The following is a 17,121-nucleotide window of genomic DNA, read 5'->3' as shown; positions in this document are numbered from 1 at the left end:
TGTCCAGATCGCGTGACCAGATCGTCGCGCCCATTGTTGAAGGCTCGAAACCCCGGCGAGACAGGCGTATGGTCAGACCATGATAGAGACCATCGACTGGGCCGACCGGACAGAACAGGCCGTGCTGGACGCCGCCGTCGCCCGCGCGCCCGCCCTGGGCTGGAACGCGCGCCTGGTGCGCGAGGCCTGCGAGGCGTGCGGCCTGTCGCGTGGCGACGAGGAACTGCTGCTGCCCAACGGCGCGCGGGACCTGGCCGCCTTGCTGTCACGCCGCCACGACGCGCGGGCGCTGGAGGCCCTGGGCGAGATCGAGGCCAAGTCTTTGAAGATTCGCGAACGAATCGCCCGCGCCGTGTCCGAGCGGATGGAGGCCGGCGCCGCCGACCTGGAGGCGACCCGCCGCTGCGCCGCCTTCCTGGCCCTGCCGACCAACGCCGATCTGGGGCTGAAGCTGGCGTGGGAAACGGCCGACCACCTGTGGCGCTGGGCCGGCGACGAATCGACCGACTGGAACCACTATTCGAAGCGCACCATCCTGTCGGGCATATTGATCCCCGCCCTGACCATGCGCTGGTTCGACGGCCGCGAGGCGGCGGAGGCCTTCGTCGCGCGGCGAATCGAAAACGTCATGGCCTTCGAAAAGTGGAAGGCCGGCAAGGACTTCGAAGCGCCGTTCCGCAAGGTGACGGACGCGCTGAGTCGGTTGCGGTATGGGAGGACGGTTTGAACGAGGCCACAATTCTGGAAGCCACGAGCTCCAAGCCTCGCGCCATCGGCCTGCTGGCCATCGCGGTCACACTCGGCCTGATGGGATGGACCGTTGGCGATAGTATCGCCGCGTTGAACTCGGACGACTGCGTCACTGTTACGACACTGATCGCGGGTGGATCGCAGATCAGCAGGACCTGTTCTTAACGTCCGTTCGGCGGCTCACAGCGCCCCCAGCACCCGGTTCACGTGCGCCATTTTGCGCCCAGGCCGGGCCTCGGCCTTGCCGTAGAGATGCAGACGCTCATCCGCCTTAGTCGACAGCACCCGCCACTCTTCAACCTCGTCGCCCAGCAGGTTCTTCATCTCGACGCGGGCATGAGCCGTCGTCGGGCCTAGAGGCCAGCCGGCGACGGCGCGGATATGCTGCTCGAACTGGTCGCAGACGCAGCCGTCCTGGGTCCAGTGGCCGGTGTTGTGGACACGCGGGGCGATCTCGTTGACCAGCAGGACGTCGTCGCCGAGATCGAACAGTTCGACGCCGACGACGCCGACGTAATCCAGGCCGTCCAGGATCGCCTCGGCGATGGCGCGGGCGCGGACCTGGGTCTTCTCGTCCACGGCGGCGGGCGCCAGGGTGGTGCGCAGGACGCCGCCCTCGTGCCGGTTCTCGCCCAGCGGATAGACCGCCATATGGCCGTCCCAGTCGCGCGCGGCGATGACGGACAGTTCGCGCACGAAGGTGGCTCGCGCCTCCAGGATCGCCGGGCGTCCGCCCAGGCTTTCCAGGGCGGCGGGCGCGTCCTCGATGGCGTGGATCCAGACCTGGCCCTTGCCGTCATAGCCTTCGCGGCGGGTCTTCAGCAGGGCGGGCAGGCCCAGTTCCGTCAGGCCCACCACCAGATCGTCAAGCGTATCGACCACGGCGAAGGCCACCGTCGGGGCGCCGACCGCGTTCAGAAAGGTCTTCTCGTCAACGCGGTCCTGCGAGACGCGCAGGGCCGTCGGCCCCGGCGCGACCAGGGCGCCCGCCTCGGCCAGGCGCTCGATGGAGTCTGCGGGCACGTTCTCGAACTCGAAGGTCACGACGTCGGCCGCCCGACCGAGCGCCGTCAGGGCCTCGGGGTCGTCATAGGCGGCGACGATCTGGGCGGCGGAGACCCGGCCGGCCGGACTGTCGGGTTCGGGATCCAGAATGACCACGTCGAAGCCGAGACGCGAGGCGGCCTGGCTCAGCATCCGGCCCAGCTGGCCTCCGCCGAGGATGCCGAGGGTCGAACCGGGGGGAAGCGGCAGATCGGGCACTCAGTCCTCGACGGTTTCGGCGACGGAATCGGTCAGGGCGGCGCGGAAGGCGGCAAGGCGTTCCGCCAGGGCCTCGTCCGACAGCGCCAGGATCTGGGCGGCCAGTATGCCGGCGTTGGCGGCGCCCGCCTCGCCGATCGCCAGGGTCGCGACCGGCACGCCGGCCGGCATCTGCACGATGGACAGCAGGCTATCCATGCCCTTCAGGGCCTTGGACTGGACCGGCACGCCCAGCACCGGCAGTTCGGTCATCGAGGCGGCCATGCCCGGCAGATGGGCCGCGCCCCCGGCGCCGGCGATGATGACCTTGAAACCCGCCGCCTTGGCTCCGGTCGAGAACTCGACCAGTCGTTGGGGCGTGCGGTGCGCGCTGACGACCTTGGCCGTCCAGGCGACGCCCAACTGATCCAGTCTGTCGGCGGCCAGCTTCATCGTCGGCCAGTCGGACCGACTGCCCATGATGATCGCCACCGGCGTTGCGGAAGTCGCCATATCTTCAAGGCCCCTCGCGGAAAGGCCGCCCGTTACAGCACGCGGAGCCCCCCCGCAACCAAACAGGCCGGGTTTGGCGCGGGTTTCGACAAGGCGCCGCCTTCAATCTCGGCCGTTCAGCCTCTAACATCGGTGCAACGCGCGTCCGGCTGAGTCGCGCGGCGGGAGCCTGACTGCGCCGTGACCGACGTGGCCGAACATGACCTGACCGCCGAGATCGCGCGCCTGCGCGCCGAGCTGGACGCCTGGAAACAGCGCGCCGCCGCGGCCGAGGCGGCGGCCGACCACGACGTCCTGACCCCTGCCCTCAACCGGCGCGGCTTCGTCGCCGCCCTTCAACGCACCATGGCCTATTGCCAGCGCCACGAGGTGCCGGCGGTTCTGCTGTATCTCGACATGGACGGGTTCAAGGGCGTCAACGACCGGCTGGGCCACGCGGCCGGCGACGCCGCCCTGGTCGCCGTGGCGCGGATGCTGTTGGCGCACCTGCGCGAATCGGACGCCGTGGGTCGGCTGGGCGGCGACGAGTTCGCCCTGCTGATGCTGAACGCCGGCCTCGAAGAGGGGCGGGCCAAGGCGCGCCAGCTGGCCGAGGCGCTGAGGACTGAAGGCTTCGTCTGGGACGGCCGCCGGACCGAACTGGGCGGCTCGTTCGGCGTCCGCGCCTGGGACGGCCACACCGACCCCGAGGTCTGGCTGACCGAGGCCGACGCCGCCATGTGGGTGCGCAAGAAGGGGCGCTGAGGCCCCTTCCCCGCCTTCCCTCTTACAACGGCAGCCGTAGTTGAATGCCGCCCATATGGCTGTCGGCGTGTTCGCCGTACCGGCCGCGATAGGCGATCGTCACCTTGACCGGGCCCAGCGAGCCTTCGACCCCTGCCGAGGCCAGGAACTGTCCGCCGAACGGATCCTCGACCTCCCGCTCCAGCACCTGCGCCGGGTTATTGTAGAGGCCGACGCGCACCGGGTCGGAACTGTCGTCCAGCGCATCGCGATAGCCGCCCTCGGCGAACAGGCCGAACCCGCCCATCTCCGCCTCGGCCCGCAGGGCCACCTCGCCGCTGATCGCCTTCATCTCGCGGTCTTCGTACTCGTACTGGGCGGCGACGCCCTGCTCCCAATAGCCGTCGACGTCGCTGGTGGCCCAGGTCACGGCGGCGCGCGGCGACAGGGCCACTCCCCCCATGTCGAACCACATCCCGCCCTGCAGTCGCGCCCCGGTGCTGAAGGCGCGCGTCTCGGCCGTGTGGACGATGGGCGCCAGGCTGGTGGTGCGCTCGATGTCGTCGATATTGTCGCGCGCCACCCCGACCGCCGCATTGACGAACAGGTCGCCCGACCGCCAGCCGCCGTACAGGTCCAGGCCGAAGCTCTCGACGTTGAAGGTCAGGGCCTGGCTCTCGACATCGGTCTTGCGCGCCGTGCCGGCCATGCCGAACCGCCAGTTCTCCGACGGTCCGGCCTCAAGCGCGATCCGACCGCCCCAGCCGTCGCTGGACGATTCAGTGACCGCTCCCCGAGCGTCCGTGTCCACGCTGTCGACCATGGCCGAGGCCGTGACCGCTACCCCGGCCTCCCAGGTTTCGCGCCCGGACAGGGCCTCGCTGGCCGCATCCAGCGCGTCTTCACGGTGCCGGAAGGCAGTTTCGCCCTGCAAGGCCGCCTGGGAGCCGATGTCGCCATAATAGAGGTAGTCGGTCGCCAGACGGGCGATGATCTGGTGCCCGGCTGCGGTCGGATGAACCCCGTCGAAGTAGAAATAGCTGCTTGGGTTCGAGCAGACCGTCACCCCGTTGAAACAGGCCTGGGTGACGTTGGTGATGCCGAACTGACCGGGATTGGCAGCCAGAGTGTCGCCGATCTTGAACAGGTCCATCATGATGATGTTGCTGCCGGGCCGCGCGGCCGCCGTGGTGTTCAACCCCGTGAGCAAAGCGGTGTTGAAGGTGGTGACCGCATAGTCGGCCAGGGGCGCCGCCGCCGTGCCCCGGAACTGCGGCGTCAGGCTGAGCTTGGGCAGATTGGTGACCAGTATCGTCCCCGCCCCCGCTCCGGCGACGCTGTTGACCAGACTGTTGACGTTGACGGCCGCCGTCGTCGCGACAGGGGTGATGGCCCCCACCGGATTGGACGAGGCGCCGGCGGCGGGCAGGCCCTGGAAGATGTCATTGGCGCCGCCCAGGACGCTCACCAGGTCATTGGATCCGAAGGTCCCGCCCCGGCTGGTATAGGCGGCCAGCTGGGTCAGCATGCCTGGCGGCGGGCCGGCCGAGGCGTCGGTGCGGGCGCCCCCGAAGGCGTAGTTGATGCTGCCGCTGACGGAGCCTGTGAAGTTGACCGCGTTGAAGCCCAGCAGTTCGGTAAAAACCGGACCGGTCGAGAAACGCCCCTGGTAATAGGGCGGACTCGGGGGCTGCGTGCCGCCAGACGCCAGATACAGGTTGCCGTTGTCGCTCAGGCTGTCGCCGAACACGACCAGGCGGTTGTAGGTCTGGGCCGAGGCCGAGCCCGCAAAGGCGCAGGCGGCGAGGACCAGGGCGGCGACGGCGCCGCCGGTGAGATAACGTGACATATATTTCCTCCCACGGTCGTCGTGTATCGCGACCGTTACAAAGGAGGATGCGCCACTCTGCGGTGAGTGCAAGATGCCGTTACGTCAGCCTTCGGAAGATAAGGCGTCGTTTCGTCAGTGCAGGGTGCGGAACTTCAGCGTTCCCGGCACGGTCTTCAGCGTCCGCAGCGCCTCGGGGTCATAGTCCCGGTCCACGTCCGTGATGACGTAGCCGGTGCGCTCGTCGGTCTTCAGGTGCTGCCCGAGGATGTTCAGCCCCGCGGCCGCCAGGGCCCGGTTCAGCTCGGCCAACACGCCCGGCTGGTTCTTGTGGATGTGCAGGATGCGGTGCGCGCCCGACACCTCGGCCAGTTGCACGTTGGGCAGATTGACGCTGAAGGTGGTGTCGCCCCGGTTCAGATAGCCCAGCAGTCGCTCGGCCGCGAACTCGGCGATGGCCTCCTGCGCCTCCTCGGTCGAACCGCCGATGTGTGGCGTCAGGATCATGTTCTTCAGGCCCTGCAGCGGGCTTTCAAACGGATCCGAATTGGTGCGCGGCTCTTCTGGGAAGACGTCCACCGCCGCACCCGCGACCCGGCCCGAGCCCATGGCCTGGGCCAGGGCGCCGACATCGACCACATGGCCCCGCGACAGGTTCAGGAACAGCGCCCCCTCCTTCATCCGGGCGAACTGGGCCGCGCCGAAGATGGCGCTATTCTCCTTGCGCCCATCGACATGCAGGGTGACGACGTCGCTCTCGGCCAGCAGGGCGTCCAGCGACCGCATCCGTCGCGCATTGCCCAGGGCCAGCCGCTCCGACAGGTCATAGAACAGCACCCGCATGCCCAGGTTCTCCGCCAGCACCGACAGCTGGCTGCCGATGGCGCCATAGCCAACAATGCCCAGAGTCTTGCCGCGCAACTCCTTCGACCCGGTCGCCGACTTGTTCCATTGGCCCACGTGCATGGCGGCCGACTTGTCGACCACGTCGCGCATCAGGACGATCATCAGGCCTATGGCCAGTTCCACGACCGAGCGCGTGTTCGAATAGGGGGCGTTGAACACCGCCACCCCATGGTCCGAGGCGGCGTCCAGGTCGATCTGGTTGGTGCCGATGCAGAAGGCGGCGATGGCCATCAGCCGGTCGGCCTCTTCCAGCACCCGGCGGCTGACGGTCGTCTTGGAGCGGATGCCCAGCACATGCACGCCCTTGATGGCGGCGATCAGGTCGTCCTCGTCCAGGGCGCCCTTGACCGTCTCCACCGAATAGCCGGCCTCCTCCAGCCGCTCGACGGCGGCGGGGTGGATATTCTCGAGCAGCAACATCTTCATCCGGCTGCGCGGGAAGGACCAGCGGCCGACCAGGCCCTCGGCGTGCAGCACCTCGTCCAGAGAAGCGGCCTCGGCGTCGGCGACCTCGACCACCGGTGCGCGGCGGGCCACCTCGGTGAAGGCGTAGAAGGCGTCGGCGGCGCCCGCCAACTTGACCTCGGCGTCGTTCCAGCCGTCGCCGATCACGACGACCCGACCCGGCAGGTTCAGGGCGTGGATGACGGCAGGCTTGCCGTCGGCCTGCGACAGGGGATTGGCGTCGTCCACGCCCGTGACCCGCCCCTCGGCGTCATAGACCAGGTCGTTGCACAGCACCCGGTCCGGCGACACGCCCAACATCTCGGCCACCGGCGCGATCACCTCGCGGAAGCCGCCGGACAGGATGACGACCTTGCCCTTGTGCTGCTGGAAGAAGTTCAGGTTGCGCCGCACCGAGGCGGTCAGATGATCCGGCGCCGTCTCGGCCAGGGTCGCGACATGGGCGCGGGTCAGGGGCAGCAGGGACAGCCGACGACGCAGCGCCTCGCCGAAGGCCAGTTCGCCCGCCATGGCCTTGTCGGTCAGGTCCGCGATTTCGGCGCGGGTCTTCTCCGCCTCGGGCGAGTCCGCCAGGGCGATATCGGCCAGGGCTTCCAGCGTCTCGAAGGCGACCAGGGTCGAATCGAAGTCGAAGATCAGTGTGGGGCGCGCGCTCATGGGCGGCGTCTTAGCGGCCTTCGCGCCTGCGGCAAAGCCGAGCCGTGCTGATGAAGGCGATCAGTTGCGCTTAAACCTTGCCGCCCGTCGGGATTTTCACGTCGGCGGGCGGCAAGAAATATCAGAAGCGCGCGATGCGGCGCACGTGGCTGTCCGGGCGACGGCTTTCCAGCACGGCCGCACCGACAGCGGCGGCGATGGTGGCGACGGCCAGAAGCGCGCCGCCTTCACGGGCATGATCACGCGCATAAGCCCCGGCGTCGTCGGCGTAACGGCGCGCCCTCTTGCCTTGGTTTTTCAGCGCCTTCTTCGAGCTCTTGCGGGTAGAGCGGAACCATTCATCCGCGCGGCCCCGCGCATCATGAGCCGCGTCAGCCGCGCGATGGCGCGTCTCACGGGAGAAGTCTCCGGCGCGCTCGCCTGCGTCTTCGGCCCGGTGGCGGAAGGCGTCGACGGCGTCATGAAAACGCTCGCGCAGTTCATCCGTGTCCACCCATCCGCGCGGATCAATACGCGTCTTGATGCGCTGATAGCGCGTCGGTCCGCTGCGCTGGGTCAGATACAGGACCACGACGGCGCCCGCCGCAAGGGCGACGAGGCTGCCGGCGGTGACGCCCGGATGTTTGCGGACTTCGGCCAGGGCGCTGAAATTACGGACCATGGGATAGTGAACCTCTTCATCAAGGCCGTCCTCGGTCGGGTCGTAGAGCCCGTCGTCATACGGCCGATAGGCGGAACGGCGGTCCCGCATCAGCGAAGGAGCGAACCGCGCCAGAAGAGGTTCCGCAATCCCCGGCAAGGCTGAGTAGAAAGACGCAATGACGCGCCCTCCCCCGCCGACGGTGATCTCGCGGATCGGATGGGTGGCGCAGTACAGAATGGTGTCGGCGACCACATGGGTCGCATAGACGGGTTGCGGATTGTGCATCGCCTGCCCCGTCAGGTTCCGGGCATGCCGGCTGTAGGGCGTGTCGATCGCGCCGGGCTTGACCAGGCTGACCGCGACCGGCGCCTGTTCGCGCAACAGCTCGATACGCAAGGCGTTGGTGAACCCCTTCACCGCATGTTTGGACGCGGCGTAGACGCCCTGCACAGGCAGGGGCAGGTCCGACAGGATCGAGCCGACATTGATGATCGCCCCGCCGCCCGGCCGCGTCCGCAGATGGTCGACCGCCGCCATCGCGCCATTGACCACGCCCCAGTAATTGGTCTCGAACAGCCGCCGTTGATCCTCCAGCGTCGTCTCGCGGATCGACCCGAACAGACCCACCCCGGCGTTATTGACCCAGGTGTCGAAGCCGCCGAACAGCCGCACGCATTTCTCGGCCGCCGCCTTCAGCGCCTCCGCGTCCGACACATCGGCCACCGCCCAGGCCACGCGCGATCCCTGGGCCTGCAATTCTTCGCACAGCGCCCGAAGGTCTGCCTCGCCCCGCGCGATCAGAAACACCTTGGCCCCCGCGCGCGCCGCCCGACGCGCCGTCGCCAGACCGACGCCCGACGTAGCGCCGGTGACGACGATGGACTGCTCGCCCAGCGGCTTCAGAACAGGTTTCGCGCGCATGTTCGTCCTTGCATTCCGCCTCGACAAATTCTCGAGGTTCTCCATGGTTTGTAGAGCCGGATTCTACAGGTTTTTCGAGGCGACGGCGCGCCTTTGATCGCGCCGACCTGATCCGCCGATTTTCACCACTGACCTCGCCCCCTTATCAACGGGGCTTTGGATGCCTAAATAGCCGCGATCCCGAAATGACGACTTCCAAGGACCTCGCCGTGACCGATCACGCGCCTCACTCCGCCGTTTCCGACGACCTGGCCGCCGCCTTCCAGATCGAGGGCTGGCCCGTGCGCGGCCGCCTGGTGCGCCTGGGCGCGACCATCGACAAGATCCTGGCCGCTCATGCCTATCCCGAGCCGGTCGCCGCCCTGCTGGGCGAAGCCTGCGCGCTTGCGGCCCTGATCGGCTCGAGCCTGAAGTTCGAAGGCCGCCTGATGGTCCAAGCCCAGGGCGACGGACCCGTGCGCTATGTCGTCGCCGACTACGGCACCGACGGCTCGCTGCGCGGCTACTGCCGCTATGACGAGGATGAGGTGGCCGAGGCCTCCAAGGGTTTCGCCCGCCCCGGCGCCCAGACCCTGCTGGGCCAGGGCGTCTTCGTCATGACCCTGGATCGCGGCCCCGATTTCGAACGCACGCAAGGCATCACCCCCATTGAGGGCGAGAGCCTGTCCCTGTGCGCCGAACACTATTTCCAGCAGTCCGAACAGGTGCCGACCAAGGTGCGGCTGGCCGTGGGCGAGGTGCTGACCGAGGCCGGTTCGCAGTGGCGCGCGGGCGGGGCGATGATCCAGATCATCGCCGGCGACGAGGCGCGCGGCTCGACCGAGGAGGTCTGGGACCGCACCCGGGCCCTGTTCGGCACCCTGGGCGACGACGAGTTGATCGATCCGACCATCTCGCCGGAAACCCTGCTGTTCCGGCTGTTCCACGAAGACGGCGTACGGCTGGAGGGCGCGCGCGAACTGACGGCGGTCTGCCGCTGTTCTCGCGACCGCATCGCCTCAGTCCTCGCCTCCTTCGATCCGTCGGAGCGCGCCGACATGGTCGAGGACGACGGCAAGATCCGCGTCACCTGCGAATACTGCGCCACCGTCTATGCGCTAGAGCCGGACGAGATCGTGGCTGAACAGATCTGACGTGCGTGGCGGCGGGCGCGGTTTCGTGAGAGGATCGCTCCATGGCCGCCACCCGCAAGATCACCGTCGAACTGCCCGAGCAGACCGCGCGCGAAATCGACGCCAAGGTCGCCTCGGGCTTTTCAGAAAGCGCCGAAGCCTATGTGGTGGAGAGCCTTGAAACCTACCTGCTGAGTCAGGACCCCGGCGTGGAAAACTGGCTGCGGACCGAAGTCGTGCCTACTCTGGAACGGATCGAGCGCGAGAACACGCCCGGGGTCCCCGCGGAACAGGTGCTGAACCTGTTGAGGAAAAGGCACTCGGCGCGGACTCGCGCCGAGTGAAGTTGCGGGCGGTGACGTTCGATCCGCAGGCCATCGAGGACCTCGGATCAATCCATGATTGGATCACCGACCAAGCCAGCTCGACGACCGCAGACCGATACGCCCAAAGGCTGCTGAACTTCTGCGCCCAGTTCGACCTGTTCCCGCAGCGGGGCGAGGCCCGCGAGGACCTCCACCCCGGACTACGGATCGCCGTGTTCGAACACCGCGTCGGCGTGGCCTTCAAGATCTATGATCAAGAGGTTCGAATAGTCCGCCTATGGTCAGGCGGCCGCGATTTGCAGGGGATATTCCCTGACCCTCAGCCTTCCAGATCCAGCGAATAGCCCGCCGAACGGACGGTGCGGATCGGGTTGGCGCTCTCGCCGATGTTCAGCGCCTTGCGCAGCCGGCCGACGTGTACATCCACCGTGCGGGCTTCGACATAGACGTCCGAGCCCCAGACGGCGTCCAGCAGCTGTTCGCGGCTGAACACCCGGCCCGGGTGCTGCATGAAATGATCCAGCAGGCGGAACTCGGTCGGGCCCAGATGCACTTCCTGGCCCGAACGCTTCACCCGGTGCGAGACGCGGTCGATGATGATGTCGCCGTGGTTCAGCCGGTCGTCGGCAAGGCCCGGCCGGATGCGGCGCAGCACGGCGCGGATGCGCGCGATCAGCTCGACCATCGAAAACGGCTTGGTCAGATAGTCGTCGGCGCCCGTGTCCAGACCCCGGACCCTGTCGCTTTCCTCGCCCCGCGCCGTCAGCATGATGACCGGCAGGTTGCGGGTCTCCGCCTTGCCCCGGATGCGACGGCAGACCTCGATGCCCGACAGCTTGGGCAACATCCAGTCCAGCAGCACCAGATCGGGCTGACGCTCGTCGATCTGGAGCATGCCCTCCTCGCCGTCGGCGGCGACGGTGACGTCGTAACCTTCCTTCTCGAGGTTGTACTGAAGCAGGGTCGCCAGCGCGTCCTCGTCTTCCATCACAAGGATATAGGGCTGCACGTCAGATCTCCGGTATCGGCTTAGTGCGAGGTCGACAGATTGGGGGTAGAGGCTTCGTCTTCGGCGCCGGGATGCGCACGCGGGCGTTCGCCCAGCATGTCGTCGCCGGTGATCTCGTAGTGGACGGTCTCGGCGATATTGGTCGCGTGATCGCCGATCCGCTCCAGGTTCTTCGCCATGAAGAGCAGATGGGTGCAGGCGCCGATCGTACGCGGGTCGCCCATCATATAGGTCAGCAGCTCGCGGAACAGCGAGTTGTAGTGTTCGTCGACCTCGTCGTCGGTCTGCCAGACGGCGACGGCGCGATCCAGTTCAGACGCGGTATAGGCGTCCAGCACGTCACGCAGCCGCGTCGACACCAGCCGACCCATCCGTTCGATCGAACGGGTCAGGGGCTGCATCGGCTCGCTCTCGGCCAGGATCAGCGCTCGCTTGGCGATATTCTTGGCCAGGTCGCCAGTGCGCTCCAGATCGGACGCCATCTTCATGGCGCCCAGGGTGCGGCGCAGGTCGCTAGCGACCGGCTGGCGCAGGGCGATCAGCCGAATGGCCTTCTTCTCGATGTCCCGATGAAGGGCGTCCAGCTTCAGATCCCGCTCCACCACCGCGCGCGCCAGGGCGATATCGCGCCGCGCGACGGAATCGATGGCGTCCGACACCTGGGCCTCGGCCAGACCGCCCATGCGGGCGACCTCGGCCGTGATCTGGTTCAGTTCGTCTCCGTAGGCCTTGACCGTATGCTGGTTCATCAGCCGAACCTTCCGGTGATATAATCAAGGGTGCGGCGCTCACGCGGGTTCTGGAAGATGTCTTCCGTGTCCCCGGTCTCGACCAGACGGCCCATGTGGAAGAAGGCGGTGCGCTGCGACACCCGCGCGGCCTGGGCCATCGAGTGGGTGACGATGACGATGCAGAACCGCTCACGCAGTTCGTCGATCAGTTCCTCGATCCGCGCGGTTGCGATGGGGTCCAGAGCCGAGCAGGGCTCGTCCATCAGGATCACTTCCGGGTTCACGGCGATGGCGCGGGCGATGACCAGACGCTGCTGCTGCCCGCCCGACAGGCCCATGGCCGACGACTGAAGGCGGTCAGCCACCTCTTCCCACAGACCGGCCCGCTTCAACGCGCTCTCGACGACCCCGTCCATCTCGGACTTGGCGCTGACCAGGCCGTGGATCTTGGGTCCGTAGGCGACGTTTTCGTAGATCGACTTCGGGAAGGGATTCGGACGCTGGAACACCATGCCGACGCGCGCGCGCAACAGCACCGGGTCGATCGAGCGGTCGTTGATGTCCTCGTCGTCCATGGCGATCCGGCCGGTCACCTTGGCGCCCGCGATAGTGTCGTTCATGCGGTTCATGGTCCGCAGGAAGGTCGACTTGCCACAGCCCGACGGGCCGATCAGGGCTGTGACGGTCTTGTCCGGAATGTCCAGCGAGACGTCGTACAGCGCCTGTTTGCCGTCATAGAAGACCGAGACGTCGCGCGCGGCGATCTTGATCGGACCGTTCGGAGGGCTGACGACCACGGTCGGGCCGGCCGAACGGGTCGCGTCTTCGCGGTGGGCCTCGACGACGGCGTCACCCTGGGGTTCCACCTGGTCGCCCGGTACAGGGGCGGGAGCGTCGGCATGGGGCAGCACCTGGCCGCCCATCCGTGGCGTCTCGGTCGGATCGGGACGGCCAGCGCCCGTCTGGTCTTCGGCGGAGCGGAAAATACGGAATTTCATTCTCTTACCACCGGCGCTCGAAGCGCCGCCTCAAGATGATGGCCGCCGCGTTCATGATGATCATGAAGACCAGCAGAACGATGATCGCAGCAGCGGTGCGTTCGTGGAACGCCCGCTCGGAGGCGTTCTCCCAGATGTAGATCAGCGACGGCAGGGCGCCGACGGGTTGGTCGATGGCGTGCGGCACGCCCGGCACGAAACTGACCATGCCGATCAGCAGCAGGGGCGCGGTCTCGCCCAGGGCGTGGGCCATGGAGATGATCGCGCCGGTCATGACGCCGGGCATGGCCAGCGGCAGGACGTGGCTGAACACGGTCTGGGTCTTGGAGGCGCCCATGGCCAGGGCGGCCTCGCGGATGGACGGCGGGACCGCCTTCAGGGCCGAGCGGGTGGCGATGACCAGGGTCGGCAAGGCCATCAGGGCCAGCACCAGACCGCCGACGATCGGGCTGGCGCGCGGCAGATGCATCCAGTTGATGAACAGCGCCAGGCCCAGAAGGCCGTAGACGATGGAGGGCACGGCCGCGAGGTTGTTGATATTGACCTCGATGATGTCCGTCAGCCTGTTCTTCGGGGCGAACTCCTCGAGCCAGATGGCGGCTCCGACGCCCAGCGGGATGGCGATCAGGGCCGTCACCATCAGCATCAGGGCCGACCCGACGACGGCGCCCAGCACGCCGGCCAGCTCCGGCTGGGTCGAGTCGCCGTTTGTGAACAGGGCGGTGTTGAAGTGGGAGCCGACCACGCGCTCGGCCTGCATCCGATCCAGCCAGTTGATCTGCCGGTCGGTCAGACGGCGCTGGTCTTCCGGCGTGTCCCTGGAGATCTCGCCCTTGAGATAGAGATCGGCGTCGTCCGACAAGGGCGCGGCCAGAGGCACGGTCTCGCCGATGACGTCAGGACGTTTAGCCACCAGTTCGGCGGCGACGAACTTCATTTCAGAGGAGAACAGCCCCTTCATCTCGCTGGAGGCGCTGCCCGTCGCATCGTCCGTCATGCCCCAGCGGGCCAACTGCTGCTCGGCCGCCAGCTGGGCGAAGTTCGAGCCCTGGGGATAGGCGCGGTCGATGCGCGCCGGGTCCATATAGACCGGAACGGTGACCGTGTGGGTGTAGAAGGCCGTGTGCCCCTGTTCGACGATGCGCACCAGCAGCACGGCCAGGAAGACCATGGCGGCGGCGATGGCCAAACGTCCGGCCCATTTGAAGCGCGCCTCCTTGGCGTGACGACGCTTGAGGCCGGCGCGCAAACGCTCCAGGCGACCCTTCGCGGCCGCTCCTGCGATCTGATCGGGGGTCGCGTCAGTCATATTGTTCCCGGTAGGTCTGGACGATCCGGTGGGCGACGATGTTCAGCACCAGGGTCGCCAGGAACAGGGTCAGGCCCAGGCCGAAGGCCGACAGGGTCTTGGCGCTGTTGAACTCCTGGTCGCCGGTCAGCAGGGTCACGATCTGCACGGTGACTGTCGTCACCGTATCCAGCGGATTGAAGGTCAGATTGGCGGCGAGGCCCGCAGCCATGGTCACGATCATGGTCTCGCCGATAGCGCGCGAAACCGCCAGCAACAGAGCCCCGGCGATGCCCGGCAAGGCGGCGGGCAGAAGAACCCGCTTCACCGTTTCGGACTTGGTGGCGCCCATGGCGAACGAACCGTCACGCAGCGACTGCGGCACAGCGTTCAGAATGTCGTCCGACAGGGACGACACGAACGGGATCAGCATGATCCCCATCACGGCGCCGGCGGTCAGGGCCATCTGGTTCTGCACCAGGGCCAGATAATGACCGAGACCGTCCAGCGGTCCGCCGATCAGGAACAGGCCGATCTCGTTAAAGAAGACGCGAAGGATCGGCCCCACGGTCAAAGCGGCGAAGAAGCCGTAGACGACCGTCGGTACGCCCGCGAGGATCTCGAGGAGCGGCTTGATGACCGCGCGGGTCCCGCGGCCGGCGTACTCGGAAAGATAGATCGCCGACAGCAGGCCGATCGGCGCCGCCACGCACATTGCGATCAGCATGATCAGCAGGGTGCCGGCGAACAGAGGCACGGCGCCGAACGCGCCCGTCGAACCGATCTGGTCGGCGCGAATGGCGGTCTGCGGGCTCCACTGGGTCCCGAGCAGAAAGTCGAAGACCGGCACCTTCTGGAAGAAGCGCAGCGAATCGAAGGCCAGCGAAGCAATGATGCCCAAGGTGGTCAGGACGGCGATGGCCGAACAGACGAACAGGGCGCCGTACACCCAACCCTCCACCCGGTTGCGGGCGCGTGTCTGGGGCTTGATCTGCGTGAAGGCGAACAGGCCGCCCAGGATGGCGGCCAGGACCGCTGCGACGCCCCCTCCCCATTGCAAGGTGCGCTCGATGCGAACCATGCGGCGCGCCTCGGCCGGCACCAGCTCGGCCAGCGGGCGTTCCCAGATCTGCAGGGCGGGCTCGCCGCGCCCCACCCGGTGGGCGTCAGCGAAGAAGGCGTCCCGACGGAAGGGTTCAAGCGCCGCCACGGCGTCCGGCGTGCCGGCGGCGGTCAGTTGCCGCTCCAACGGAGCCGAAAAGACGCTAAGAAGAATCAGGACCAGCAGGGCCGGCGCGGCGACCCAGATCAGGGCGTAGGCGCCGTGCTGACCGGGGCGTGAGTGGGGTTTGGCGCCGATGGCGCGGCGCCGCGCAAGTTCGCGTCCGCCTAGGAAGGCGGCGACGCTAAGCGCGATGAGGATCAGCAGATAAATCCAGATCATTCCGGGTCCGAAGCGGGGCAGGCGCGAATCGAAAGACGACCGGGGATCCGGGCTCGACGCGGCGCGACTACTGCCTGTGAATGGTCAGCGGATTAAGACGAGTTGATGACAGTTCGGTAACAGCGCCCGTCCGTGGACGGATATCAGGCGGTTGGGCGCGCGTCTCGGCGTTCCACCACCATCGGGAACCAGGCTGTGAAGGCGGCGCCCAGGCCGGGCGCGCTTTCGACCATTAAACCACCCTGGTGGCGGTTGATGATGTGTTTGACGATGGCGAGGCCCAGGCCGGTTCCCTGTCGCTCGCCGCTCTTCTGACCTTCGACGCGGTAGAATCGCTCGGTCAGGCGCGGCAGATGTTCGCGCGCCATGCCGGGTCCGTGGTCGCGAACCGTGACGGCGGCATAGAGGACGCCGACGGCGCGATCGGGCGTGACCAGCGGCAGGCGTGTGGCCCCCGGCATCCGCGACGCCCAGGCCTCGTCGAACGACAGGTCGGACCGCACGGATATTTCCACGCCCCCGCCCTTCGGCGAATATTTGATCGCGTTGTCCAGCAGGTTCTGAACCACCTGCAGTATCTCGTCCCGATCACCGTTTATCGACGCCCTCGCCTCGCCCCGATCGACCTGGACCTCGACCTGTTTCTCCTGAGTCAGAACGCTGACGGCGTCGACGACGTCGGCCGCCGCGCGGTCGAGATCGACCCGGCCCGAAGGCGGTATATGTTCATTCAACTCGATGCGGCTGAGCGAAAGCAGGTCGGCCACCAGCCGCCCCATCCGATCTGCCTGGGCGGACATGATATCCAGAAAACGGTCCCGCGCCGCGACGTCGTCGCGTGCATGTCCCTTCAAGGTTTCGATGAAGCCGCTCAGCGACGCGAGGGGCGTGCGCAGTTCATGACTGGCGTTGGCCAGGAAATCGACGCGCATCATTTCGGTGCGCCGCGCATCAGTTTCGTCGCGCATGATGACCATGGCCAGGACGTCATGTCCCAGACTTTCCCCGCCGCCGAGGGGCCGGGTCCAGGCCCGCCATCGCCGATCCCTCTGCCCGCCCGTGGTATAGTCGGTGGTGCGGGACACGCCGCCGAACAGGGCCTCGTCGACAGCCTCCAGCACGCCGGGTTCGCGGATCACCTGAACCAGCAAGGCGCCCTGCCGTTGGATTCGCAGCAGATCACGCGCCGCATTGTTGGCCATCAGGATGCGGCGGCCGGCGATGTCGTCGGGCTCGCCGCCGCTGATGATCAGCACGGGATCGTCCAGCGCCTCGAAGACCCTGTCCAGCAGGTCCGCCGTCATCGGGTCCGAGGACCTTTCGGCCGGAGCGCCCGGCGATTCCGGAAGCGGCGCGGCTGAAGACGACTGGGCGTTCAGAATCCAGGCCGAGAAGGCCACGAGCACCGCGCCTCCGATGAGCCAGTTGGCGATCTGCGGATGGACGAAGGCGAGCCCCACCAGAACAACCACGGCGATAGCGATACTGGTGCCCACCGTCCAGAGACGGGAGGTCGAGATCGGCGCCACGGGCGAAGGCGAGGATTCGTAGGGCATGGGCGGCGT

Annotated in this window: 16 protein-coding genes; 5 read left to right on the top strand and 11 right to left on the bottom strand. The window is 67.4% G+C overall.

Annotated elements, in window-relative coordinates; all coding sequences use genetic code 11:
* The first annotated feature begins 79 nt into the window (after positions 1-79).
* Complete coding sequence (locus tag ACVPT3_RS05385; protein WP_492043166.1) at positions 80-727, top strand: COQ9 family protein; 648 nt, start codon at positions 80-82, stop codon at positions 725-727.
* 203 nt (positions 728-930) lie between these two features.
* Here the strand turns inward: ACVPT3_RS05385 and ACVPT3_RS05380 are convergent, their stop codons facing one another.
* A complete protein-coding gene (locus tag ACVPT3_RS05380; RefSeq protein WP_492043165.1) occupies positions 931-2,013 on the bottom strand; it encodes a 5-(carboxyamino)imidazole ribonucleotide synthase in 1,083 nt (360 codons plus the stop codon).
* A complete protein-coding gene (gene purE / locus ACVPT3_RS05375) occupies positions 2,014-2,505 on the bottom strand; it encodes a 5-(carboxyamino)imidazole ribonucleotide mutase (RefSeq protein ID WP_492043164.1) in 492 nt (163 codons plus the stop codon).
* Between the two features lie 180 nt (positions 2,506-2,685).
* On the opposite strand from purE, the gene ACVPT3_RS05370 reads away from it, so the two are divergent.
* Entirely contained in the window at positions 2,686-3,249 is a 564-nt protein-coding gene (locus ACVPT3_RS05370) for a GGDEF domain-containing protein (RefSeq protein WP_492043163.1), read from the top strand.
* A gap of 22 nt (positions 3,250-3,271) precedes the next feature.
* On the opposite strand, the gene ACVPT3_RS05365 is transcribed toward ACVPT3_RS05370, so the two are convergent.
* The 3 genes from ACVPT3_RS05365 to ACVPT3_RS05355 form a co-directional block, all read right to left on the bottom strand.
* Positions 3,272-5,077 carry an autotransporter domain-containing protein gene (locus tag ACVPT3_RS05365; RefSeq protein WP_492043162.1) on the bottom strand — a complete coding sequence of 602 codons (1,806 nt, stop codon included), beginning with the start codon at positions 5,075-5,077 and terminating at the stop codon, positions 3,272-3,274.
* 114 nt (positions 5,078-5,191) lie between these two features.
* On the bottom strand, positions 5,192-7,084 hold the full coding sequence (gene serA / locus ACVPT3_RS05360) for a phosphoglycerate dehydrogenase (protein WP_492043161.1): 1,893 nt from the start codon (positions 7,082-7,084) through the stop codon (positions 5,192-5,194).
* A gap of 121 nt (positions 7,085-7,205) precedes the next feature.
* Positions 7,206-8,648: an SDR family oxidoreductase gene (locus ACVPT3_RS05355; RefSeq protein ID WP_492043160.1), complete on the bottom strand. Its 1,443-nt coding sequence runs from the start codon at positions 8,646-8,648 to the stop codon at positions 7,206-7,208.
* Between the two features lie 209 nt (positions 8,649-8,857).
* Between ACVPT3_RS05355 and ACVPT3_RS05350 the strand changes: the two genes are divergently transcribed.
* From ACVPT3_RS05350 to ACVPT3_RS05340, 3 genes are read left to right on the top strand one after another with little or no spacing between them, the layout of a single operon-like run.
* Positions 8,858-9,781, top strand: a complete 924-nt coding sequence (locus tag ACVPT3_RS05350; protein WP_492043791.1) for an Hsp33 family molecular chaperone — start codon at positions 8,858-8,860, stop codon at positions 9,779-9,781.
* Between the two features lie 41 nt (positions 9,782-9,822).
* Positions 9,823-10,104 (top strand): hypothetical protein, encoded by a 282-nt coding sequence (locus ACVPT3_RS05345; RefSeq protein ID WP_492043159.1) that lies wholly within the window; start codon positions 9,823-9,825, stop codon positions 10,102-10,104.
* Positions 10,101-10,430, top strand: coding sequence for a type II toxin-antitoxin system RelE/ParE family toxin (locus ACVPT3_RS05340; RefSeq protein ID WP_492043158.1), 330 nt, complete (start codon positions 10,101-10,103; stop codon positions 10,428-10,430). Before ACVPT3_RS05345 ends, ACVPT3_RS05340 begins: the two co-directional genes overlap by 4 nt.
* Here the strand turns inward: ACVPT3_RS05340 and phoB are convergent.
* The 6 genes from phoB to ACVPT3_RS05310 all read right to left on the bottom strand — a co-directional run bounded on the left by phoB (position 10,406) and on the right by ACVPT3_RS05310 (position 17,112).
* Positions 10,406-11,095: a phosphate regulon transcriptional regulator PhoB gene (gene phoB, locus ACVPT3_RS05335; protein ID WP_271163955.1), complete on the bottom strand. Its 690-nt coding sequence runs from the start codon at positions 11,093-11,095 to the stop codon at positions 10,406-10,408. The genes ACVPT3_RS05340 and phoB overlap by 25 nt on opposite strands.
* Before the next feature lie 20 nt (positions 11,096-11,115).
* The gene (gene phoU / locus ACVPT3_RS05330) at positions 11,116-11,844 is read right to left on the bottom strand and encodes a phosphate signaling complex protein PhoU (RefSeq protein ID WP_492043157.1); all 729 of its coding nucleotides are present in this window, start codon (positions 11,842-11,844) and stop codon (positions 11,116-11,118) included.
* Entirely contained in the window at positions 11,844-12,824 is a 981-nt protein-coding gene (gene pstB / locus ACVPT3_RS05325) for a phosphate ABC transporter ATP-binding protein PstB (RefSeq protein WP_492043156.1), read from the bottom strand. The genes phoU and pstB overlap by 1 nt, the downstream gene beginning before the upstream one ends.
* Positions 12,825-12,828: 4 nt before the next feature.
* Positions 12,829-14,133, bottom strand: coding sequence for a phosphate ABC transporter permease PstA (gene pstA / locus ACVPT3_RS05320; protein WP_492043155.1), 1,305 nt, complete (start codon positions 14,131-14,133; stop codon positions 12,829-12,831).
* Positions 14,126-15,556, bottom strand: a complete 1,431-nt coding sequence (gene pstC, locus ACVPT3_RS05315) for a phosphate ABC transporter permease subunit PstC (RefSeq protein ID WP_492043154.1) — start codon at positions 15,554-15,556, stop codon at positions 14,126-14,128. The genes pstA and pstC overlap by 8 nt, the downstream gene beginning before the upstream one ends.
* A 143-nt stretch (positions 15,557-15,699) precedes the next feature.
* The gene (locus ACVPT3_RS05310) at positions 15,700-17,112 is read right to left on the bottom strand and encodes a sensor histidine kinase (RefSeq protein ID WP_492043153.1); all 1,413 of its coding nucleotides are present in this window, start codon (positions 17,110-17,112) and stop codon (positions 15,700-15,702) included.
* Positions 17,113-17,121 lie beyond the last annotated feature (9 nt).

It is taken from the genome of Brevundimonas sp. FV1ps31S, from assembly GCF_058681265.1.
This window is presented reverse-complemented; position numbering and strand designations above follow the sequence as displayed.

Bases quoted from the DNA above. Each gene is read 5' to 3' on its own strand.
- ACVPT3_RS05385 (WP_492043166.1), top strand. From the start codon at position 80: ATGATAGAGACCATCGACTGGGCCGACCGGACAGAACAGGCCGTGCTG.
- purE (WP_492043164.1), bottom strand. From the start codon at position 2,505: ATGGCGACTTCCGCAACGCCGGTGGCGATCATCATGGGCAGTCGGTCC.
- ACVPT3_RS05365 (WP_492043162.1), bottom strand. From the start codon at position 5,077: ATGTCACGTTATCTCACCGGCGGCGCCGTCGCCGCCCTGGTCCTCGCC.
- serA (WP_492043161.1), bottom strand. From the start codon at position 7,084: ATGAGCGCGCGCCCCACACTGATCTTCGACTTCGATTCGACCCTGGTC.
- ACVPT3_RS05355 (WP_492043160.1), bottom strand. From the start codon at position 8,648: ATGCGCGCGAAACCTGTTCTGAAGCCGCTGGGCGAGCAGTCCATCGTC.
- ACVPT3_RS05345 (WP_492043159.1), top strand. From the start codon at position 9,823: ATGGCCGCCACCCGCAAGATCACCGTCGAACTGCCCGAGCAGACCGCG.
- phoU (WP_492043157.1), bottom strand. From the start codon at position 11,844: ATGAACCAGCATACGGTCAAGGCCTACGGAGACGAACTGAACCAGATC.
- pstB (WP_492043156.1), bottom strand. From the start codon at position 12,824: ATGAAATTCCGTATTTTCCGCTCCGCCGAAGACCAGACGGGCGCTGGC.
- pstA (WP_492043155.1), bottom strand. From the start codon at position 14,133: ATGACTGACGCGACCCCCGATCAGATCGCAGGAGCGGCCGCGAAGGGT.
- pstC (WP_492043154.1), bottom strand. From the start codon at position 15,556: ATGATCTGGATTTATCTGCTGATCCTCATCGCGCTTAGCGTCGCCGCC.
- ACVPT3_RS05310 (WP_492043153.1), bottom strand. From the start codon at position 17,112: ATGCCCTACGAATCCTCGCCTTCGCCCGTGGCGCCGATCTCGACCTCC.